Source organism: Bartonella sp. HY038, assembly GCF_014117425.1.
In the GTDB taxonomy this organism is placed as follows: Bacteria; Pseudomonadota; Alphaproteobacteria; order Rhizobiales; family Rhizobiaceae; genus HY038.
Map to the genome: position 1 here is coordinate 2540749 of NZ_CP059725.1, position 22878 is coordinate 2563626.

General features: G+C 41.6%; 22 protein-coding genes. 15 read left to right on the top strand and 7 right to left on the bottom strand.

The features are described 5' to 3' along the window. Nucleotides 1-145: 145 nt before the first annotated feature. Nucleotides 146-793 carry an outer membrane lipoprotein carrier protein LolA gene (locus H3299_RS10965; RefSeq protein WP_182417703.1) on the top strand — a complete coding sequence of 216 codons (648 nt, stop codon included), beginning with the start codon at nt 146-148 and terminating at the stop codon, nt 791-793. Between the two features lie 205 nt (nt 794-998). Further along, the gene (locus H3299_RS10970; RefSeq protein WP_371739846.1) at nt 999-1565 is read left to right on the top strand and encodes an outer membrane lipoprotein carrier protein LolA; all 567 of its coding nucleotides are present in this window, start codon (nt 999-1001) and stop codon (nt 1563-1565) included. Between the two features lie 203 nt (nt 1566-1768). Here the strand turns inward: H3299_RS10970 and H3299_RS10975 are convergent, their stop codons facing one another. Continuing rightward, a complete protein-coding gene (locus tag H3299_RS10975; protein ID WP_182417705.1) occupies nt 1769-2968 on the bottom strand; it encodes an alpha/beta hydrolase in 1200 nt (399 codons plus the stop codon). A 165-nt stretch (nt 2969-3133) separates the two neighbouring features. Beyond that, nucleotides 3134-3742 carry a bifunctional nicotinamidase/pyrazinamidase gene (pncA, locus tag H3299_RS10980; protein WP_182417706.1) on the bottom strand — a complete coding sequence of 203 codons (609 nt, stop codon included), beginning with the start codon at nt 3740-3742 and terminating at the stop codon, nt 3134-3136. Nucleotides 3743-3834: 92 nt separating this feature from the next. Between pncA and H3299_RS10985 the strand changes: the two genes are divergently transcribed. The 4 genes from H3299_RS10985 to H3299_RS11000 all read left to right on the top strand — a co-directional run bounded on the left by H3299_RS10985 (nt 3835) and on the right by H3299_RS11000 (nt 6805). Beyond that, on the top strand, nt 3835-4257 hold the full coding sequence (locus H3299_RS10985; RefSeq protein ID WP_182417707.1) for a hypothetical protein: 423 nt from the start codon (nt 3835-3837) through the stop codon (nt 4255-4257). A 462-nt stretch (nt 4258-4719) separates the two neighbouring features. After that, on the top strand, nt 4720-5427 hold the full coding sequence (locus H3299_RS10990; protein ID WP_182417708.1) for a glycine zipper domain-containing protein: 708 nt from the start codon (nt 4720-4722) through the stop codon (nt 5425-5427). Nucleotides 5428-5500: 73 nt separating this feature from the next. Next, nucleotides 5501-5851 carry a hypothetical protein gene (locus H3299_RS10995; protein ID WP_182417709.1) on the top strand — a complete coding sequence of 117 codons (351 nt, stop codon included), beginning with the start codon at nt 5501-5503 and terminating at the stop codon, nt 5849-5851. A gap of 57 nt (nt 5852-5908) precedes the next feature. Next, a complete protein-coding gene (locus H3299_RS11000) occupies nt 5909-6805 on the top strand; it encodes a hypothetical protein (RefSeq protein WP_182417710.1) in 897 nt (298 codons plus the stop codon). An 89-nt stretch (nt 6806-6894) separates the two neighbouring features. On the opposite strand, the gene H3299_RS11005 is transcribed toward H3299_RS11000, so the two are convergent. After that, nucleotides 6895-7590, bottom strand: coding sequence for a DUF1013 domain-containing protein (locus H3299_RS11005; RefSeq protein WP_182417711.1), 696 nt, complete (start codon nt 7588-7590; stop codon nt 6895-6897). Nucleotides 7591-7859: 269 nt separating this feature from the next. On the opposite strand from H3299_RS11005, the gene H3299_RS11010 reads away from it, so the two are divergent. From H3299_RS11010 to rlmH, 9 genes are all read left to right on the top strand, one after another. After that, entirely contained in the window at nt 7860-8369 is a 510-nt protein-coding gene (locus H3299_RS11010; protein ID WP_182417712.1) for an MmcB family DNA repair protein, read from the top strand. A 244-nt stretch (nt 8370-8613) separates the two neighbouring features. Then, nucleotides 8614-12363 (top strand): methionine synthase, encoded by a 3750-nt coding sequence (metH, locus tag H3299_RS11015; protein ID WP_182417713.1) that lies wholly within the window; start codon nt 8614-8616, stop codon nt 12361-12363. A 259-nt stretch (nt 12364-12622) separates the two neighbouring features. Continuing rightward, complete coding sequence (obgE, locus tag H3299_RS11020; protein WP_182417714.1) at nt 12623-13636, top strand: GTPase ObgE; 1014 nt, start codon at nt 12623-12625, stop codon at nt 13634-13636. Between the two features lie 6 nt (nt 13637-13642). Further along, a complete protein-coding gene (gene proB / locus H3299_RS11025) occupies nt 13643-14767 on the top strand; it encodes a glutamate 5-kinase (RefSeq protein ID WP_182417715.1) in 1125 nt (374 codons plus the stop codon). 9 nt (nt 14768-14776) lie between these two features. Continuing rightward, a complete protein-coding gene (locus H3299_RS11030; RefSeq protein WP_371739499.1) occupies nt 14777-16057 on the top strand; it encodes a glutamate-5-semialdehyde dehydrogenase in 1281 nt (426 codons plus the stop codon). Nucleotides 16058-16086: 29 nt separating this feature from the next. Continuing rightward, entirely contained in the window at nt 16087-16665 is a 579-nt protein-coding gene (locus H3299_RS11035; protein WP_182419745.1) for a nicotinate-nucleotide adenylyltransferase, read from the top strand. Nucleotides 16666-16863: 198 nt separating this feature from the next. Further along, entirely contained in the window at nt 16864-17199 is a 336-nt protein-coding gene (gene rsfS / locus H3299_RS11040) for a ribosome silencing factor (RefSeq protein WP_246708226.1), read from the top strand. 339 nt (nt 17200-17538) lie between these two features. Continuing rightward, on the top strand, nt 17539-18183 hold the full coding sequence (locus H3299_RS11045; protein WP_182417716.1) for a hypothetical protein: 645 nt from the start codon (nt 17539-17541) through the stop codon (nt 18181-18183). A gap of 173 nt (nt 18184-18356) precedes the next feature. Beyond that, nucleotides 18357-18839: a 23S rRNA (pseudouridine(1915)-N(3))-methyltransferase RlmH gene (rlmH, locus tag H3299_RS11050; RefSeq protein ID WP_182417717.1), complete on the top strand. Its 483-nt coding sequence runs from the start codon at nt 18357-18359 to the stop codon at nt 18837-18839. Between the two features lie 577 nt (nt 18840-19416). Here rlmH and H3299_RS11055 read toward each other — a convergent pair. The 4 genes from H3299_RS11055 to H3299_RS11070 all read right to left on the bottom strand — a co-directional run bounded on the left by H3299_RS11055 (nt 19417) and on the right by H3299_RS11070 (nt 22863). Continuing rightward, nucleotides 19417-20523 (bottom strand): quinone-dependent dihydroorotate dehydrogenase, encoded by a 1107-nt coding sequence (locus H3299_RS11055; protein WP_182417718.1) that lies wholly within the window; start codon nt 20521-20523, stop codon nt 19417-19419. After that, complete coding sequence (locus tag H3299_RS11060; RefSeq protein WP_182417719.1) at nt 20520-20864, bottom strand: DUF952 domain-containing protein; 345 nt, start codon at nt 20862-20864, stop codon at nt 20520-20522. The genes H3299_RS11055 and H3299_RS11060 overlap by 4 nt, the downstream gene beginning before the upstream one ends. 249 nt (nt 20865-21113) lie before the next feature. Then, nucleotides 21114-22031, bottom strand: a complete 918-nt coding sequence (locus H3299_RS11065; RefSeq protein WP_182417720.1) for an energy transducer TonB — start codon at nt 22029-22031, stop codon at nt 21114-21116. Between the two features lie 262 nt (nt 22032-22293). After that, nucleotides 22294-22863, bottom strand: a complete 570-nt coding sequence (locus tag H3299_RS11070; protein WP_182417721.1) for an energy transducer TonB — start codon at nt 22861-22863, stop codon at nt 22294-22296. Between the last annotated feature and the right edge of the window lie 15 nt (nt 22864-22878).

Here is a 22878-nt window from a genome sequence, read left to right on the forward strand (position 1 = left end):
CGCAATCACACGGTTTTTATGTTTAAATGAAATGGAAAAATCGCGAAGTCAACAGATTTGCGCCATGAAACAGCCATAGCCAATAGTTAGAGTTTTGATTAATTGGCAATATGAGATACTTGCCTTAAAACAATGAGGTAATTCTATGCGTGGTTTCCAACTCATAAAAACAAGTTTAATCGCCGTCTTATTCAGCAGCTTTGCCACATCGCCATTATTGGCGCAAAATAATGCTGCAAACGTAAGCCAAGCAGGTAATAAACAAGCTGCAGCACAAAAAATTGCTGATCATTTTGCTGCCATAACCACAATGACTGGCGATTTCGTTCAATTTAGCTCCAAAGGCGAAATGAGCGAAGGCACATTCTACTTAGAACGCCCCGGTAAAATTCGTTTTGCCTATAAAAACTCCCCAATCCGTGTCATTTCTGATGGCAAGTCAGTAGTCATCAATAATAAAAAATTAGATACTTGGGATCTATATCAGCTTAGCCAAACACCGATGAAACTTCTGCTCGACAGCAAAATAGATTTAAGCGGCGGCAAATTATTAAATTTCGTAAGCGATAAAAATGCAGCCACTTTGGAAATTACTGATAAAACCATGGGTGGTGGTAAGCTGCGTTTAATATTTGATGCAAAAACCAACGAGCTTAAACAATGGACTATGATAGACCGTCAAAATCTTGAAACCACTGTGCAAATTACCAATTTACGTAGTAATGTACGTTTTGCTGACGGAATGTTTAGAATTAATTATCAAAATATTGCTATGAAAAAACCAGAAAAATAAAATCTAAGCCTAGTTTATAATCGGTTTTGCGATTTTTTTTGACATTGAACATTTGCAAATAGCCAAAGCATTTCATTGCTCAAACTCGACAACACTCAAAAAGGCTTTAGCAAGAATTTAGAGGATGAAGATGAAATTATTGAAAAAATTACGCCTTGCTTTTATTGCTTTGCCATTAGCTCTTAGCGCTGTTTCAATTACGCCAATGCTTGCGCAAGCCCAAAACCAGCCCCAAAGCCAACAAGTAACAGCCCAAGAAATTGCTAACCACTTTGCTTCAATAAAAACCATGACCGGTGATTTTATTCAAATTGGTCCAAAAGGTGAAATGACAGAAGGCACATTTTACATGGAGCGCCCTGGACAAATCCGCTTCACCTATAAGGGCTCGGATATACGCGTAATTGCTGATGGCAAATCGGTGGTTATTCATAATAAAAAGCTTGATACATGGGATCTTTATCAGCTTAACCAAACGCCAATGAAATTATTGCTTGATAATCAAATTGATTTAAGTGGCGGTAAATTATTAGCATTTTCTACAAATGATAAAGTTGCCGTGATGGAAATTGCCGATAAAACCATGGGTGGCGGCAAGCTAAAGCTAATATTTGACCCCAAGACCTACGAATTAAGACAATGGACCATGATTGATCGACAAAACCAAGAAACAACAGTGCAAATCACCGAATTAAAAACTGGCGTTCGCTTTGCTGATGGCATGTTTAAAATAGATTATCAGCGCATTTCCATGAAGCGAAATAGAAACTAATAAAGCTTAAATATCTTATAAACAAAAGCCTTTGCATTAGATTTGCAAAGGCTTTTTTTTAACTCATTATGCTATCTTTTTTAATTAGAGCGTTTTTGCAAAAAGTGTGAAGCGGTTTTCGGACAAAAAACGCGGTGCAGACAATGGATTAGAGCGCCGATCTGATCCAATCAGATCAAAATGCGCTCTAGTTAAATAGCGTATTAATTTGCCACGTTTAAAATACGCGCCGGTGTATAAAGTATCAATGATGCAGCTCCCTGTACAAAAGACCGCGCGCCTTTTATTACTGAATTACCGTCCGCAAGAAATGCTGCATTATCATCATTGTCTTCATCGCCTTTAAGGACCGAATGGGAAAGCGCACCATCTTGCACCAGTGCCATCAGTGTTGGTGATGACGCAAACACCGCATGCGAGCCACCATCAACATTTGACATGTCAAAAACTGCAATTCCCGCTTTATTTAGCATTGCAATATCCGACCCATCACCAACGCGAGCGTGGCCACCGGTGATTGTTCCTGAAACTGTAAGTGCTTTATCGTTGCTAGAGACTTGAACAGCGGTTGATTTTGGCAATCCATTAATATCTTTTAGCTGCATTTGAAAAACATCAACATCAATATCAGGTGCGGCAAGCAATAGATTAGAAATACGGTTGATTGGTCCACGTTGCTTTTTAAGCGCAAGAGTACGCAATGCTTCCATAGTCACATAATTACCCATCGAGTGAGCAACAACACTAACCTGCTTAGCATTTGTTTCTGATACTAATTGCAATAATTCAACAAGACCATCACGAGCATAATCGGCGCTGTCTCGATCAAAGACGTAAAGCCCTAAGGCACCACCTGATGGCCATGCATAGTGAACAGTTACAGCATTTAATTGATAATCATAGGCAATTTGCGCGGCTCTAAATGTACTTTCAGCAAAGTTATTATTGTAACCATGAATAAAAACTAGAATTTCTTTATTTTTTTGTGGCAAATTTGCTAAAGCACTATTTAAAGCACTTTTAAAATCTTGCCTATCTTTGTAGGTTTGCATAGAAACGGCAGCAAAATGCTCGCCAGAGTTTGGCTTATTACCATTAGCTTCCACGGCACCTTTTTGGTGGGCTGCAGGTATCCCAACATCAACACGTGCGAAATTTAAATGCGGTGAACGTTTCGAACCAAAAGGCAAATATAGATTATTTTCTTTACCGCGACTTGTAGCAACATAGACCGGCTGAACAGCAATTGGTTTTTTGGGTTGGATAAGTGCAGCTTTAGATGCCGCAATTGACGAAGCTGTCGCCATTTTATCATGCCAAAGAATAGCACGTTCATCGGTGCAGGCACTTAAAACAGCACCAAATACCAGCAGTAATAAAAAACGGCTAACAAAAAACTTCATGATTGGTAAATCCATCTATTGAATAAATCAAACGCCAAAGACACAAAAATTTAGACACTTCTAAGGCAAATGGCCTTAAAATTTCAATATACGTGAAAAGTTGCAATATTAAGAAGGTTTTAAAATCCTAAGGACTGTTGATATATTTATCGCAATATCAACATCCTATATGGTCAATAATAGTTCAACACCATTATTTTGCATTGCTTTAATTGCATGATCAAGCGAGCCATTTAGATCAATAGCACGGCAAGCAGTTAAAACTACACTTACCTCAAAACCAGAACGCACACCATCAATTGCTGAATATGCAACACAAAAATCTGTGGCCAAACCGCATAGCAATATTTTTTTTATCTGGCGCTCAGTTAAGTAGCCTGCTAGCCCAGTTGGGGTTTTATGATCATTTTCAAAAAATGCCGAATAGCTATCAATTGCAGCATTATAGCCTTTGCGCAATAAAAGCTCACTTTTTTGCCAGTGAAGGTCAGGGTGAAAATCGGCACCATAACTGCCTTGAATGCAATGATCTGGCCAAAGCACTTGTTTACCATAGGGCATTTCAATAATTTGGTAAGGGTCGCAGCCATCATGCTGTGACGCAAAACTTGAATGATTGTGAGGATGCCAATCCTGCGTTACAATAATATGATCATGGCAAGCAATAAGCTCATTAACCGGTGCAATAATATCATCGCCTTGGGCAACAGCTAATGCACCACCAGGGCAAAAATCATTTTGTATATCAATAACAATTAATGCCTTGTCACTCATCTATTTTCCCATTTTTAAAATTTAAAAAAAGCTTGTATTTTATGTCCCAATTTATAAGTGTGTTTTATATATTAAAAAAAAGGTAAAACCAAATGCAAAATATTTTGAATTTTATTAAAAAAAATGGAATTTCTGAAAGTTTTGTTACCGGCTTTATTGATGAGACGGATGGAGTAAAAAAATTTCATCCCTATTATTATATTTTTTATATAAAAAGCGGCGATAAACTCTTTAAAGTTTCAATCAATGAAAAAGATCTTTCTATTGTTATTGCTGAAGGAAAAATAGAATGTTGCTTTGATATCGACGAAGATGACGAATTTTGCTTTTCTTCCATCCATAAGCATCTATTTAAATGTGAAGATGCCGTTAGAGTTGACGATATTTATACTAAACGAGAACGTTTTGAAAAATTGGTAATAGAATATTCATATGGTCAAAACTTAAAAGGCATATTAATTGCAGATCCTCTTAATTTTTTCGGCTTCACTTTTCACAATGATGAAGTTCTTTGAAAACCAATAACGCCTAGCATTGCAAAGCTCTAAGATTATACCAAATCTAGTTTTTTTATATGAAATCAAAATTTATTGTGTAAAGTTAATTATTAGTTAAAAAAGGACTTGTTTTTTACTGCAATATTGTTGTTGATAAACTGCCTTGATTAGAAATACGGCATATTTTGCATGAAACTGGCTGGAAGGGGAATTTTACAGCAGTTTTTGAAATTGCAATTTAAAAGCCAAATGTGGTGAGAGGGATAAGGTTAATTTAAAAAATGCCGGCGGTGGGTTTTTTCATAATCAATTTGAACATATCCAATATTTAGACCAATTGAGCTACTATCCTATAAAGATGGCGACATAAGTTTAAATATAACAGCTATCATTTTAAAATTGGCTTAAAACATATACAGCTCCTGCAATGGCATGAAGCAAGGCAAGTTATAATATAGATCGTCATTACAGGAGAATATAATGTCATTTATTTCCAAGCGGATTGTTGCAGGTCTTTTAGCTGTTTCAGTTTTGGCAAGCGGTTGTACCAATACAACAAGTGCAATTGACCCATCAACGATGACCCCAACGGAAATTGCTTTGCGTCAACAGCAAACTGAACGCACCCGCATTGTACAAGGTGTTGCAACTGGTGCTGTCGTTGGTGCGCTTGCAGGTGCAGCAATTGGTGCAATTGCTGGTGGCGATAGCCGCTCAATCACACGCGGCGCAATTATTGGCGGCGTTGGTGGCGGTGTTATTGGTGGTGCAGATGCAAACCGCGTTAATCAGCAGACCCGCGGCATTGCAGCCGAGCAAAGTGACTTGCGCGCGATTATTGCCAATGCTGATAAGAGCATTGCCCATTACAGCAAAATCAATGGGTTGACTGGTCGCCTTATCACTGAAGAAACCACTCGTCTTGCTAATAGCAAGAAAAGCCTTGCAAGCGGCCAGATGTCAAAAGAAGCCTATCGCAAACAAGTTGAAAGCGCCCGCGGCAATGTCAAGGTTGTTAGCCAATATGTTGATCAGGCAGATCAAGATCTTAATGATTTGAAGCGAGCAACAGCTAATAACAATAATGCTGCCGCTAAGCAGCGTGTTGCCCAGTTAACCGCGCAACGCAATCAGCTTAAAAACCAATTGGCTCGTATGCAAACAGCTGTAAGCCGCGCTGATAGCTAATAATTTAACAGCTGCCGATTTGTCGATATTTTCACACATATCGGCAGCTTTTTATTAAAGGATTAAGTAAGAAATGACTGGTTTAAAGAAAAAACTTTTTCCATTGGTTGTCATTGGCATGTTAGGCGCCGTAACAGCCCTTACTGGTTGCCAAAGCTCTTGTACGGGTGACGCTCGTTTTGATGGCTATTATTGTGCACGTTCCAATATTTCAAATGGAACCTATACACAGCAGACCGCCCAATTAAGACAAACTGCGGCAAGCCGTCAAGCTAAGGCAAGCCAATTGCGTCAGCAATATAATCAAGCGCAAGCTCGCCTTCGTGCAGCACGCAATAATCGCGCGACACCAGCAGCAGACATTTTACGTCTTGAGCAAGAGGTAAACTCACTACAACGTGCTCTTAATCAATATGCTGGTTAAGAATAGCAGTTAAGTTACGTTTAATTTCTATTATAGTAAAATATCGGCGCTGAGAATATGGGGAAGACAGCAAGCCCCTATTGGCAGCGCCGTTTATATTTTTCTGTAGTAGCGCATAATATTTACGCTTTGCGGCAAGCAAAACTTTGCCCCTTTAAAAAGCGTATAAAATTTGTGGTTAATATTCAATCATATAAGGTAAAAGCTGTGTTTTTTAAAAAGCTAATTTATACCCTTGGTATTATTTCTTGTGGTGTAATCATATCCTCATGCGGCGCTCGTAAAGATTACTCCGTAACCGAAATTACCAATTTCACAAACAGCCAAGCAAGCCGAGCAACTGTTCGGGTATTTGCATATGAGCGAGAATGTTTAGCAGGGAGTATTCGCGTACGACAGTTAATAGATGGAAAGATCGACTATCGCCAATTTACCATTCTCTCTTCAAGCGGTAGACATTATGGTGTTGTGGGCCTTACGGATAAAACAAAGAGAATGGCCACTTTTCCAGATTTTGGCTCAAAAAAAGCTTCTTTAGAAAAATTAAATGCTAAAGACATTATTGATTCATTTACAGTATTAAAGCCGGGGCGCTATGTTATCACCGAAGTAAAATGTTTTACAAACGGTCAACACTCCGAATGGATTGGTGAAACAGAAAAAACATTTTTTGGTACAAAAACTGCAGAGGTCATTAAACCCGTTCTTGGCGCTAATTATTTTGAGCTAAAGGAAAATGAATGGCTAGATCTTGGAAGCATTGAATTAAAGGGGTTTGAAGTTTCTTATCGCCAATATATTGGCATGTCTCTCCCTTATCCAGCCAATGAAAAGCTTAAAGAGATCTTGAATACAAGATTTCCCAACCTTGCAAAAAATATTACCTTTGGAACGGCAAGAGCAATGCCTTTATCTGTTTTAAGTCAACTAGATAATCGAGCGACAGGTCACTAATATAAAATTATTTTAACAGCTTTTAAAACAAAAGGCTCGGAAGCATTACGCATTCGAGCCTTTTTAAAATAGAAATTTATGATGTCAAATTAGAAAGAATTGTTTTCTTCTTCCTCGTCTTCATCCTTACGCTTCATGGAAGAAAGCTTTGCAAAGATCTTGTCAGCATCGAGCTCTTCTTCTTCATGGCCGCGATCATAGCCATAATTTTCAGTCGCAGATGCTGGCAACAAGGTTTCATCGCGTGGCATATCAGCAGGGCGATTTTTAGCAGCTTTTTCAACTTCAATATCAAGATCAATCTGCGAGCAAAGACCAAGAGTTACAGGGTCACGAGCAACAAGAGTGCCTGAATTCCAGTGGGTGCGAGTGCGGATTTGCTCAATAGTTGATTTAGTTGTGCCAATAAGACGTGAAATTTGTGCGTCTTTTAATTCAGGATGGTTTTGCACAAGCCAGAAAATAGCATTTGGACGATCCTGACGCTTTGAAAGCGGTGTATAGCGTGCCGTACGACGCTTACTTTCAGGAATACGCACTTTTGGATCAGCTAATTTCAAACGTAAATCAGGATTTTGTTCGGCACGCTTAATGTCATCACGGCTTAATTGTCCGGTATTGATTGGATCAAGACCTTTAATGCCTTGCGCGGCTTCACCATCAGCAATTGCTTTTACTTCCAGTGGATGCAATTTGCAAAAAGCAGCAATCTGATCAAAAGATAAAGCAGTATTGTCAACAAGCCATACGGCGGTCGCCTTGGGCATCAGCAGCTGGTTAGCCATAGATATAATCCTTCTGTTCGCCCGCACCGGTTTTGCGGGACGTGGGTAAAAGCCACATTTTTTCCGGGAAATTTGTTATCCTTATATAGTGATTTTTATCTTGCGGCAAGTAGGCAATCAATAAAACCGGCTTGTACCATTAGTTTAGAAAGCATCAATATAAGCTCATAACGCCAGCCGCTTGAAATTTTATAGCTGTCGTCTTACCTATAAAACATAATATTTATTATAAAAATGCGTTAAAACGGCTTTCAAATCTTTAGAAAATTATGGCAATCATTAATCTTCATAAAAACCATCCACTTGATGACGGGCGACAATCTGAACGCGCACTTTTTGTGCGGCGCGGCGTTATGCGACTATTATTAAGCCTTGGCTTTGCACCCTTAAGCGAATTATCGCTGGCTGATGGTCGGCGTGCTGACCTTTTAGCGGTGTCATCAAAGGGTGAAATTTGGATTATTGAAGTCAAATCCTCCATTGCTGATTTAAAGGCCGATAATAAGTGGCCTGATTATCGGGCATTTTGTGATAAGCTGTTTTTTGCAACCCATAGTGACGTGCCAATGGATTTATTTCCTGAAGATTGCGGATTTATCCTTGCTGACAGTTATGGCGGCCATGTCCTGCGCGAAGCACCAGAGCACAAATTAAATGCTGCACGTCGTAAAGCCGTGATCCAGCGGTTTGGTAGAGCTAGCGCCACACGATTAGCACGCGCCGAACTTGATGGATTAATCATTGACCAAAAGCAGCTTGATTGTGAAAATGCTGACTGAAAATAAAAACTAGCTAAAGTCTTTGTTTTTTAAGATTTTTATTCCCTTACCTTTTACCACCTCTTTATTGACATAAAGATTTCTTTATGTCATTTAAGTGGAGCGGCAAGGGAGGAGTTTGACAAAACAATCTTTGTCCGTACCCAAACTGCAAGCTTCGCGCCTTTAAGTTTTAAGCCGAAGATTAAGCAATGAGCCTATTATTTTATAACAATGCGCCGATAACGACCAAGGATCATGTATTATGAGCGAATCTTTCTCTTCACTTTTTGAAAGCAGTAAGGCAGCGGATGATCGCCTTGCAATGCTCAAAAAAGCCGCTAAAGAGCGCATTCTTATCCTTGACGGCGCAATGGGAACACAGATTCAAGGTCTAAGCTTTGAGGAAGAACATTTTCGCGGCCACCGCTTTGTAAGTTGTGATTGTTTGCTAAAAGGCAATAATGATCTTTTAACCCTTACCCAGCCAAAAGCCATTGAAGATATTCATTATCGCTATGCCCTTGCTGGCGCAGATATTTTGGAAACCAATACTTTTTCATCAACCTCAATTGCGCAAGCTGATTACGGTATGGAAGCGGAAGTTTACGAGCTTAACCGCGATGGCGCACGCCTTGCTCGACGCGCAGCTTTACGCGCGCAAGATTATGATGGCAAAATGCGCTTTGTTGCAGGTGCTATTGGGCCAACCAACCGCACTGCATCACTTTCACCGGATGTTAATAATCCGGGCTATCGCGCTGTCACTTTTGATGATTTACGCATTGCCTATGGCGAGCAGATTAGAGGACTGATCGATGGTGGTTCGGATCTTTTACTTATCGAGACGATTTTTGACACATTAAATGCAAAGGCGGCTATTTTTGCTGCTGAAGAAGTGTTTCTTGAAAAGAATATCCGTTTGCCGATTATGATTTCAGGCACGATTACCGATTTGTCTGGTCGAACCTTATCTGGGCAAACGCCAACCGCCTTTTGGTATTCGCTTGCCCATGCCCAGCCTTTTTCATTTGGGCTAAATTGCGCGCTTGGTGCCCATGCGATGTATCCGCATATAAAAGAATTGTCCCAAGTAGCAGATACGCTGATTTGCGCTTATCCCAATGCTGGTCTTCCCAATGCTTTTGGTGAATATGATGAAAGCCCAGAGGCTATGGCGGAGCAAGTCGCCAATTTTGCAAAGGATGGTCTTATCAATATTATTGGTGGTTGCTGTGGTTCAACGCCTGCACATATTGCCGCTATTGCTGAAAAAGTTAAAGAATTTAAACCAAGACAAATTCCGACAATTGAGCCGCGTTTACGCCTGTCAGGCCTTGAGCCTTTTACTTTAACTGATGATATCCCATTTGTGAATGTGGGGGAGCGTACCAATGTGACCGGCTCGGCACGGTTTAAAAAGCTTATTACCGCAGGTGATTATAGCGCGGCATTAGAAGTTGCCCGTGCGCAGGTTGAAAATGGTGCGCAAATTATCGACATTAATATGGATGAGGGGCTGATTGATTCTAAAGCCGTTATGCATGAGTTTTTAAATCTGTTAGCAGCTGAACCTGATATTGCCCGCGTGCCGATTATGATCGACTCGTCTAAATGGGAAGTGATTGAAGCAGGTTTAAAATGCGTGCAAGGTAAATCCATCGTCAACTCAATTTCTATGAAAGAGGGCGAGGAAAAATTTATCGAGCAAGCTCGTCTTGCCCGTAGCTATGGCGCCGCCGTTGTTGTTATGGCTTTTGATGAAGTTGGCCAAGCTGATACACGCGAGCGTAAGGTTGAAATTTGTACCCGCGCTTATAATATTTTAACTCAGCAAGTTGGTTTTCCGCCGCAAGATATTATTTTTGACCCCAATATTTTTGCCGTTGCCACCGGTATTGAAGAACATAATAATTATGGTGTTGATTTTATTGAAGCAACCCATGATATTCGTGCCACCTTGCCGCATGTCCATATTTCTGGGGGTGTATCCAATCTTTCTTTCTCATTTCGCGGTAATGAACCGGTGCGTGAAGCCATGCATGCGGTTTTCCTTTATCGCGCCATTGCTGCCGGTATGGATATGGGCATTGTCAATGCTGGCCAATTGGCAGTTTATGATGCCATTGACCCAGATTTGCGCAAAGCCTGCGAAGATGTTGTGCTTAATCGTGATGACGGCGCGACTGAGCGTCTATTAACTCTGGCCGAGAATTATCGCGGCCAAGGCGGGCAAGCGGCTAAAGAAAAAGATATGTCTTGGCGCCAATTGTCGGTTGAAAAGCGGCTTGAACACGCGCTAGTCAACGGTATTTCAGAATTTGTTGAGGCTGACACTGAAGAAGCGCGGCTACAAGCTGAAAAGCCACTTGATGTGATTGAAGGGCCGCTCATGGCGGGTATGAATGTGGTTGGCGATCTTTTTGGCGCTGGCAAAATGTTTTTGCCACAAGTGGTTAAATCTGCCCGCGTGATGAAGCAGGCGGTTGCGGTTTTATTGCCCTATATGGAAGATGATAAATCCGGCAATACCCGCTCAAGCGCGGGTAAAATTGTTATGGCTACGGTTAAAGGTGACGTGCATGACATTGGCAAAAATATTGTCGGTGTTGTGCTTGCTTGTAATAATTATGAAATTATCGACCTTGGGGTCATGGTGCCGGCAGCTAAAATTTTAGAAACCGCCCGTGAAGTTAAGGCCGATGCCATTGGCCTATCAGGGCTTATCACACCATCGCTTGATGAAATGGTCAATGTTGCCAGTGAGATGGAAAAAGAAGGCTTTGATATTCCATTGCTGATTGGCGGCGCAACCACAAGCCGCGTTCATACAGCGGTAAAAATTCATCCACGTTATCAACGTAGCCAAGCGGTTTATGTGCTTGATGCAAGTCGCGCGGTTGGCGTCGTATCATCACTCTTGTCGCCCGATAGCCGTGACGCAACAATAAGCGATATACGTGAAGAATATGCCAAGGTTGCGAGCGCCCATGAGCGTGGGGAAGCGGCTAAAAAACGCTTACCGCTTGCAGAAGCACGCGCTAACGCTTTTAAGATTGATTGGCAAAATTATTCGCCACCCAAGCCAACATTTCTTGGCACCAAGGTTTTTGATGATTGGGATCTTGCTGACCTTGCCCATTATATTGATTGGACACCTTTTTTCCAAAGTTGGGAGTTGAAAGGGCGTTTTCCAGCTATTTTACAAGATGAAAAGCAAGGCGAAACGGCACGCCAACTTTATGATGATGCACGCCATATGTTGGATAAAATTATCAAAGAAAAATGGTTCCACCCAAAAGGGGTTATCGGTTTTTGGCCAGCCAATACAATTGGTGATGATATTGCGTTGTTTACTGATGATACAAGGTGCGAGCAATTAGCAACCTTTTATACACTTCGCCAGCAATTAAGCCGGCGTGAAAATGTTGCAAATCTTGCCTTGGCTGATTTTGTTGCACCGCAAACAAGTGGCAAAGCTGATTATCTTGGTGGCTTTGTGGTAACTGCTGGTAATGGCGAACAAAGCTTTGCCGAAAATTTTGAACGCGCCAATGATGATTATTCGTCTATTTTAGTGAAAGCTTTGTCGGACCGTTTTGCTGAAAGCTTTGCCGAGCGTATGCATGAAGAAGTGCGCAAAAATTATTGGGGCTATGCAAAGGATGAGGCCTTTACACCAGAGCAATTGGTAGGGGAGCCTTATAAAGGTATTCGGCCAGCGCCTGGCTATCCTGCCCAGCCAGACCATACTGAAAAACGAACCTTGTTTGATTTGTTAGATGCCACCAAGGCAACAGGGGTGGAGCTTACAGAAAGCTATGCTATGTGGCCAGGATCAAGTGTTTCTGGGCTTTATTTTTCACATCCAGAAAGTTATTATTTTGGCGTTGCCAAAGTTGAGCACGATCAGGTGGAAGATTATGCTGCGCGCAAAAACATGCCGGTTGGTGAGGTTGAACGTTGGCTTGGGCCAATTTTAAACTATATGCCTAATAAGCTAGATGCGGCTTAATTGAAGTTTTCAATCTATTAAAGCCAAAGTAAGTTATAAAGGGCGCTGTAAAAGTGCCTTTTATTTTTCATCTAAAAAGCAATTTAATTCGAATAGTTGCGCTTTTATGTAGAAAAATGCGCAAAATTCAATTATAGCATTTTATCAATGGCAGATGTTTGCTCCCATCGCTCAAATGTATTAGTCAAACATCTCAAGCATTTTGTTGGTACAAAATTGCTTCATCCTTATTCTCTAAAACTGGTAAACGGCAAAAAGCATGAAATTTCTCGATCAAGCAAAAGTATATATTCGCTCCGGCAATGGTGGCGCTGGTGCGGTCTCTTTCCGCAGGGAGAAGTTTCTTGAATTTGGCGGCCCCGATGGCGGTGATGGCGGACGTGGCGGCGATGTTTGGGCTGAATGTGTTGCAGGTCTTAATACTTTGATTGATTATCGCTTTCAACAGCATTTCAAGGCTAAAACTGGCATGCATGGCATGGGCCGCAACCGCACCGGTGCTAAGGGTGAAGATGTTATTTTAAAAGTACCAGTTGGTACGCAAATTTTTGAAGAAGATGACGAGACCCTAATTTGCGATTTCACTCGTGTTGGCGAGCGTTTTCGCTTAGCAAAAGGCGGCAATGGCGGTTTTGGTAATTTACATTTTACCACATCTACTAACCGCGCACCAAGGCGTGCCAATCCCGGTCAAGATGCCGAAGAACGCACCTTATGGTTGCGCTTAAAATTGATTGCTGATGCTGGCCTTGTTGGCTTGCCTAATGCTGGTAAATCAACCTTTTTGTCTAGCGTGACCGCAGCAAAACCCAAAATTGCTGATTATCCCTTTACCACTTTACATCCCGGCCTTGGCGTTGCACGTATTGATGGCCGCGAATTTGTGATTGCGGATATTCCAGGTCTTATCGAGGGCGCCCATGAGGGCGTTGGCATTGGTGATAAGTTCTTGGGTCATGTCGAGCGTACGCGCGTATTGTTACATCTTGTTTCAGCGCGCGAAGAAGATGTTGCCAAAACCTACCGCACCATTCGTGATGAATTGGCAGCCTATGGGAATGGTCTTGATGAAAAGCCGGAAGTTGTTGCGCTGTCGCAAGTTGATATTTTAACCCCTGAAGAACGCGCTGAAAAAATGTCGGAGCTTGCAAAGGCTGTAGGATCTCCCGTCCTTGCCCTATCAGGTGTAACCCGTGAAGGTTTGGAAGGTGCATTGCGCATGTTGATGAAAAACATCGACGAGAGCCGCATTGAGGAAACAAGTGAGGCGTAAAATTTGATGGCGGCGGTCAAACAATCATTAGCAAGCTATAAGCGCATTGTGGTTAAAATTGGCTCTTCCCTTTTGGTTGACCCAAATTCTGGCCTTAAACAAGACTGGCTTGCCGCTATTTGTAGTGATATTGCCGCACTCAAAGCCTCTGGCACAGAAATTATGGTTGTTTCCTCTGGCGCTATTGCCTTGGGGCGTACCTTGTTATCTATTCCATCGGGTGCGTTAAAACTGGAAGAAAGTCAAGCTTTTGCGTCGGTGGGGCAGATTGAACTTGCCCGCGCCTATAATGAAGAATTGCAAAAATTCCAGTTGCGCACGGGGCAAATTTTATTAACCCTTGACGATACCGAAGAGCGTCGGCGTTATCTCAATGCTCGTGCCACCATGAATACTCTGCTAAAATTGGGCATTGTGCCAGTTATTAATGAGAATGACACTGTTGCCACCAGTGAAATCCGCTATGGCGACAATGATCGCTTAGCTGCGCGCGTTGCAACAATGATGGGCGCAGATTTGCTTATTTTGCTATCGGATATTGATGGGCTTTATACGGCACCGCCGCATTTAGATAAAAATGCTAAATTATTACCAGTGATTGATGCCATTACCCCAGATATTGAGGCCATGGCAGGCGTTGCGGCATCGGAATTATCACGCGGCGGCATGAAAACTAAGCTTGATGCCGGTAAGATTGCCACGAGCGCCGGCACGGCAATGATTATCACTTCGGGCAAGCGGCTTCATCCACTTAAAGCTTTGGATGAGGGTATTCCTTATAGCCTCTTTAAACCATCAGAGCGCCCGGTCAATGCGTGGAAAACATGGATAGCCGGTCAGATTGAGCCAATGGGTATTTTACAGGTTGATGAAGGCGCAGTGCGCGCCTTGCTTGCCGGCAAATCACTTTTACCCGCTGGTGTTGTTTCAGTATCGGGTCATTTCCATCGTGGTGATACGGTTGCGATTGTGCGCCCAGATGGCGGCGAAATTGCTCGCGGGCTTATTGCTTATGATAGTGATGAAGCTCGTCGCATTGCTGGCCATAAAAGCACGGAAATTGCAGATATTTTGGGTTATGATGCGCGCTCTGCCATAATTCATCGCAATGATATGGTTGTGCATAAATAAGGGGATATAATGCCAGATCATCATCAAAATCATGATATTGTCAGTGCCATGCTTGATATGGGAGTGAAAGCACGGCAAGCCCAGCGCAGGCTAAAATCAGCCTTGCCGGAACAAAAGACCGCTGCGTTAAAAGCCATTGCCGATGAAATTTCTAATAATTGCCAAGCCATTCTTGCTGCCAATCAATTAGATATTGAGCAAGGGACAAAAGCTGGCATGTCGGCAGCATTGCTTGACCGTTTACGCTTAGATGAAAAACGCATTGCGAATATTGCTGACAGCGTGCGCATGATTGCCGATTTGCCTGATCCAATTGGCAGCCTCATTGATGAATGGGATCGTCCCAATGGTTTGCATATTCAAAGGGTGCGCACGCCGCTTGGAGTTATTGGTGTTATTTATGAAAGTCGCCCCAATGTAACCGCGGATGCGGCTGCCCTTTGCCTTAAGGCTGGTAATTGCGTCATCTTGCGTGGTGGCTCGGATTCTTTTCATTCATCAAGTGCAATTTATCAAGCAATTAAAGCAGGGTTGTTAGCGGCTGGCTTACCACAAAATGCCGTGCAAATGGTTGAGACAACCGACCGCGCTGCGGTTGGCGAAATGCTTAAAGGTCTTAATGGTGCGATTGATGTCATAGTGCCACGTGGTGGCAAAAGCCTTGTTAAGCGCGTGCAAGATGAAGCAAGAGTACCAGTCTTTGCTCATCTTGAAGGTATTTGCCATATTTATATTGATAAATCCGCCGATAAAAATATTGCTAATGAAGTTGTGCTTAATGCAAAAATGCGCCGTACTGGTATTTGTGGCGCAGCTGAAACCTTATTGGTAGATCGCCATTTTGACGTGCAAGCATTGATTGCTATTTTGAATAATCTTGTTGCTAAAGGTTGCGAAATTCGCGGCAGCACTGAAATATTGCAAATATTTGATAAGGCAGTGCTAGCAACTGATGAGGACTGGTCAACCGAATATCTTGATGCGATCTTGTCGGTGCGTTTTGTTGATGGCATTGATGAGGCGATTGACCATATTGAACACTATTCATCACATCATACAGAAGCCATTATTGCTGAAGATCCTCAAATTGTTGAAAGATTTTTTAATGGCATCGACTCAGCCATCCTAATTCATAATGCCTCGACGCAATTTGCCGATGGTGGTGAGTTTGGTTTTGGGGCGGAAATTGGTATTGCTACGGGTAAAATGCATGCACGTGGGCCAATTGGTGTTGAGCAGCTTACCTCGTTTCAATATCATGTATTGGGCAAAGGGCAAATAAGACCTTGAGCGACAAGCTAGCCGATCATTATTTAAAAATGCCCCATGCGGAAAAAGGCAATATTATCGGCCTTTATGGTGGCTCGTTTAATCCGCCGCATAAGGGGCATGTTTTAGTGGCCGATATTGCAATAACACGGCTACGCCTTGACAAACTATGGTGGATGGTAACGCCGGGCAATCCACTAAAAAGCCAAAAGGAATTACGGCCTTTAAGTGAACGGATAGGCTTAAGTGAAGGACTAATCTCTGATCCACATATTAAAGTAACAGCATTTGAACAGGCGATTGAAACACGCTTTTCAGCCGATACCATCAACCACATTTTGCAACGTAATGTCGGTGTGCATTTTATTTGGATTATGGGAGCAGATAGCCTAAAAAACTTCCATCTTTGGCAGCATTGGCAGGATATAGCTCGTAAAATCCCCATCGCAATTATTGATAGGCCGGGCGCAACCATTGCAGCTCTATCATCAGTGACGGCACGGCGCTTTGCCCAAAACCGTATTGATGAACGCTTAGCAAGCGGCCTTGCTTTAATGAAACCACCTGCATGGACCTTTATCCACGGCCCACGCTCAAGCCTTTCGTCAACCCAATTGCGCCAAAGCTAAATAGTTGATAAGGCATTGGTTAATAATTTATCTTGCCAATTACACTAATTTACGGCACATTTAATAAATGTGATGCGTAACGATATCTTTTTATAGAAAGGGACGGCTCTGAAAACCGCAACACACATAAACGACACCTTGTCGACAAGCGAACCAATCTTGGCTAATAATCGGTCTGGTCGCAAACCTCATAAAGCTATTCCTCTGCCTGAGCTACAGCTAGAATTTATTATTGAATGCCTAGAAGACGCTAAAGCAGAAGAAATCATCCAAATTGATATTAGGGGCAAGTCTGCACTTGGCGATTTCATGGTTATCGCTTCAGGTCGTTCTAGCCGCCATGTCGCATCTGCTGGCGATCAAATTTTACGCAAACTACGCGAAGAAGGCGTGCGTAATGTTAAAGTTGAAGGACTACCTGATGGTGATTGGGTGTTGATCGATACTGGCGATGTTATTATTCATCTCTTCCGTCCAGAAGTGCGTGAATTTTATAATCTTGAAAAAATGTGGCAGCAGCCAGCAAAAGATTAAGAACCGCTCTCTATTGCCGTTCTTCCCTATAGTAATTTTTCAAAGGGATGCAACTTGATGAATTTGCGCAAATACCTATGCTTTGGCGATTATGGTGTTTGCGCAATTTTTTTGGGCTTTGTAATATATTATGTGCAAAGCATTTTTATCGTCAAAGAGCCATTTGCCTCAAGACTGCTTAACATTAAAGCAAAGTATAAGCATAATTTATTGCATGGCTTTAATGCAGAAAATCAGGCTTTTATGATTTTTTGACCAATTTGCTTGAATTAGAAATAGCGTTTATTTTATAAAACAATATATAATTGAAGAATATTTAAGATATTCAAAGGACGGGTTATGGCAAATAGATCAACTCTTATTGGCATTAATGGCTATTTGCCCGATAGCAATCTAATTCCTGAGGAAAAAATTTATCTCGGTGATCAGCCTTATGCTGTTCCATTGTTTTTTCGCTTATTAGTAAGCGGCAATACAAGATGTATAACAAGCATTGATTATAGCAATGATGAGGACGACGAAGACGAAGGCTTTCCTGTGGATCCGGTCATTTATGCTACTATGGGTGATGGTGATATTGGATTTAATCGCTTTAAAAAACTAGGCCTATTGATGAGAAACCTAGCCGTTAAAAATAATCCTGAAATAGTTGAATTATTTGACCCTGTATTGGAGCATTTGTCATCGCATCGCTGCCAATTCTATGTTCTTGAATCCTATGAAATTGATGTTTTGGAAAATTATGATCGCGACCCGCCTATGGAAGAGTGGGTAAAAATGCGAGCTCGCCAACATATAAAATTAGGTCAAGCTGTTGATCATTTACGGGGGCCACAATTTTGGCAGCAGCGCAAATTAATGCAAATTATTACGCAAAAGCCAAGAGATAATCCTTTAAGTGATCTTACACTTGGCGATGATTTCGACAATGTAGAGCGTGAAAATGCTATGCTTGGACTTGCCGGACTTTTTGAATGTATTTAATTCTATAAAAAAATTAAGTTTACAAGATTATTTTGTGACAATATCGTATCATGTCTATGAAATACCCTGTTTTTGATAAAAAAGGTTTATCCACTCCATATATTTATCGTAGAGGGTAAATTAGTAAGCCAACCCAAATGGGTGGATTATGCAAATCAAAAAAGGAATATGTTGTGCAAGTTGGAATTTTTGCCGTTGGCCGCATGAAAAAAGGCCCAGAGCGTGAGCTTGTTGACCGCTATTTTGACCGTTTTACAAAATCGGCTCCAACCTTAGGCCTAAGCTTTGGCGGCGTTCATGAAATCACCGAAAGCCGCCTTGATAAGGCGCAAGCACGCATGGATGAAGAAAGCAATAAAATGCTTGAACGCCTGCAAGACAATGCGCGACTAATCGTACTTGACGAGCGTGGAAAGTCGATTTCATCGCGCCAATTTGCTGATGACATTGCCCAATTTCGTGATGATGGTGCGCGGCAATTATTAATTGCGATTGGTGGGCCCGATGGTCACGGTGATTTGGTACGCCAAAGGGCAGATAAACTATTGTCTTTCGGCTCGATGACATGGCCACACCAGATTGCTCGTATTTTACTTGCCGAGCAGCTTTATCGGGCGACAACGATTTTGAATAATCACCCCTACCATCGCGATTAAAAATCGTAAACCTTATAAAAGGTGAATACAAACGGTAAAGCTATCATATGCTAAATGAACTTACTTTATATTGGGGAACTACGTTATACTTTGTCTTTGCATTTTTTTTCGTTTATGGCGTTTATATTGGTAAGTATTAAGCGCAGTTGGTTAATGCGCCTTCTATTGCTACCGACTATACTATTTCCATTTTTTTATGTATTTTTTATTTTTCACAAAATTTAGCTGATGGTCATAATGATGGTTGGCTTACTTACTTTGTACGTAGCTATAACACCCCCAATTTACTCGAAATATAAAATGAGTTTCCAGATCTAACATTTAACCATTCAATATTATTTGCGCTGGCTTTGCTTGCCACATTTGCCTATCACCTTAAGCAATATGACCCTTTAAGAAAATTTTATTTTATTCAAAGATTAACACCAATTGAACAAACCCTGAATATGGAAAAATAATAGGTATCACTCAAACTATTTAGTAGCGAGTGAAATATTTTAAGTGATACCACAAACCCTCATCAAACATTTTGCCAAAGCATAATATTTTTGATGATATTTAGAGCATTTTAAGAGCTTTAAATATCGATTTGGCGCATTGCCCACGCATCAAGATTAGCATCGCGATAATCACGAACATTGCTAACACCATCTTGCTCACAAGCATTTAAAAGGCCGCGCAAAATATTCCCTGCAAGAAACGGCCCTTCATAAACCATAGAGCTATAAAGCTGCAATAAATCCGCGCCTGCCTTAATTTTTTCTAAAGCGGTTTCACCATTACGAATGCCGCCCGCACCAATAATATTATAATCCTTGCCAAGCCGCTTACGCATTTTCGCAAGTACTATTGTGGAGCGTTCAAAAATTGGCTTACCCGATAAGCCACCCGCTTCTTTAGCTTGAACCTTGTCGTTTAAACCACTACGCGACAAGGTCGTATTGGATATGATGACACCATTAAACGAACTTGCTAATAGTTCTTGCGCAATATCATCTAAGCTTACCTCGTCAAGATCCGGCGCAATTTTTAAGAAAATTGGAATTTCTTTGGTTGTTTTCGCCATTTGCGAAGTTCGTGCTGCAGTTATTGCACTTATCAGCTCGTTCAAACTGCTTCGTGCTTGCAAGTCACGCAAACCGGGTGTGTTGGGTGAAGAAATATTAACAGTAAAATAGTCCGCAACATCATAAAACCGATTAATGCCTTGAACATAGTCATCAATACGGTCTTGTGAGGTTTTATTGGCACCAATATTAACCCCGACAATACCTTGCCTACGCCTTGCTATAAGCCGTTGATGAGCAGCATCATGACCATCATTGTTAAATCCCATGCGATTTATAACCGCTTGGTCATCAACCAAGCGAAATAAGCGCGGCTTAGGATTTCCCTCTTGCGGCAATGGCGTTAACGTACCAATTTCGGTAAAACCAAAACCGAGCCGTAAAACCGCGTCTGGCACTTCAGCATTTTTATCAAATCCAGCAGCCATACCGAGTGGATTTTTTAAGTTTAATCCAGCGACGTTACATTCAAGGCGAGTGTCCTCGATTGGTATGCCTTTAGTAAGCCCAGTTTTTAAACCAGAAAGTGCCATGCCATGAGCGGCTTCAGGATCAAACTTATAAATAAAAGGCTTGATGAGTGACCAGGCCAAGCTTTGCTTGATTGGAAAGTTCATAATAAATCCTTATCAATCGAAAAAATGCCATTATCATTGGAATTAAAGGGCCAAATATTTTCTATAAGTTGGCAATCTAAAGTCGCATAGAGATGGGGAAATAAAGCACCACCTCTTGATACTTCATAGCGTAAGGCTTGACCCAGCTTTGCTTCATCAACTTGCAATAGCCAAAGATTATCTTGCCCCTTGAAATGCTTATTGGCGGTTTCTGCCACTTGGGCGGCAGTTGAAAAATGAATAAATCCATCTGCAATGTCGATTGAGGCGCCCAAAAAAACCCCATCTTCTTGCGCTTGCTGCCATTGCACTTGGGTCAAAATTTTATAAATAAAGGCCATACCAAATTCGCCATTTCAAAACGGGTTTCATTCTATCATAATGTGTTTACAGCTACAAAACCGCATTAAGGACGAGGCTTACCGCTTAAACATCTTTCATATGGCTATAACAGTTAAAACACAATTGGCAAAATACCGCTTACAAGATTTATGTAATTTATAAAAAAGCGCCGAAGCAAATTACTTTGGCGCTTTTAAATTCCATAGATAAAGCCATTTTAAAAATTGTTCGTTTTAAATGCTTTATGATCAACGAATCTGGATTGGTACAGTAAGGCTTCCACCACCTTTTGGTGGCGTTGGTATTGGTGATGCCATTTGAACCACTTTCAAAGCAATTTCATTAACCCGATCATTACCTGATGAGCGACTAATACGAGTTGATGTCACCCTTCCTGATGCATCATAGGAAAATTGAACCATTGCAATACCGGTTAAACCACCGGCTTGACGCCTTACGCGGTTAGCCATGCTGCGCAATTTAACCTGCACTTTGCCTTTCCAGTCATTAAAGAGTTTTCCACCTAGACCGTCAGTTGTACTGGTGCGTGGTGCGGCAAAAGTTGAACCTTGTTTTGCATCAACTATTGGTGCCGCCGCTTTTTGGTTGCGGTCGGCCCTTTGTGCCTGCCTTTTTGGCGGTGGTGTTTTTTTACGCTCTGGCCTTTCAACCTTTTTAGGTTCCGGCTTTTCAGGCTTTGGTGTTGGTTTTACCTTTTCTTCTTTAGGCTCTTCCTTTGGCTCTTCCTTTTTTATCTCTTCCACCATATCGGATGGCGGCGTCACTACAGGATCAGGCTTCACGTCTTCAACAACGGGCTCAGGTTCGGGAAGTGGTTCTGGTTCAGGCTCTGGCTCCTCTTCGGGATTTTCCTCAACTTCAGGTTCATTAACCTGTGTTTCGGCCTGTACCTCTTCAGACAAGTTTGGACTATCCGGCGCGGTTACTTCTTCTGCAAAAACTAACATTAAAGCAGGAGGCGCCCCCGCCAGACGATCTGGCTCATTACCAAAGCGATAAAGTGCAACGGCTGCAGCAATATAAAAAAACGTGACAAAAATCGCCGCACCACCCCATAATAGACATTTATGCCACCATGGGGCTGCTGGTAGAATAAAGGGGGACTGCTTTTGCCCTGAACTGTCCTGTCCTATATTTCCCTGCATTGTTTCAACTCCTAATTGGAAAGCTGCAAAAACCGCCGCCCTATTTTCTCACTTCAATTTACATAACTTTTGCAATGCTTTTATTCGTAAAGCTTTTATTGCCACATACTTAAATTTCACAAAAAAACATCATATTTTGCTAAAATCTGCTATTTCTGAAATTTGCAAGAATGTCGTAAATGATATTATCTTCAACAGATGAGGTATTTACCCACTTAACAAATTCTACATATTTTCTTGATGAGCAAATGCGATGATCATTTTAAGATGTTGGATCTGTCTTGATTTTATCATCAATCATCTCATCATCGGTTGGCTTTTTTTCTGATTTTGGAAAACTAATCGGAACGGTGAGAGTTCCGCCGCCATTGATTGGTTTTGGTATAGTAGCCATCTTTTGAAACATGGTTACCGCGTATTGATCAAGTTTTTCATTCCCTGAAGGGCGCTTAACTTCAACGCTAGTGATTGTGCCCTCGTCATCATATTTAAAACTGATAAGAACCACACCACCCTCAGTTCCTTCAATCTCAGGCATGCTTTGGCTAAATCTTTTAATCCTAACCTGTACGCGACCTTTCCAGTCTATATTATTCTTGTCAAAATATCGTTGGGCCGCAAAACCCTCTTTATCGAATGGCTTATTTGGCTTTACCGATATCACTGGCGGTGAAGCTGGCAATGCTGTAGATTGATTAACTTCACTTTGGTGGCTTGCGTCATCATTTACAAGATGTTGGTTATCACTTGTTGGGTTTTGTACTTCTGCAAATGCAGAATGTAAGGGCAGCAAAAGCAAAAAAGATAAAAACACAGTCAATGACTTTATCATTTTTATACCTATTTT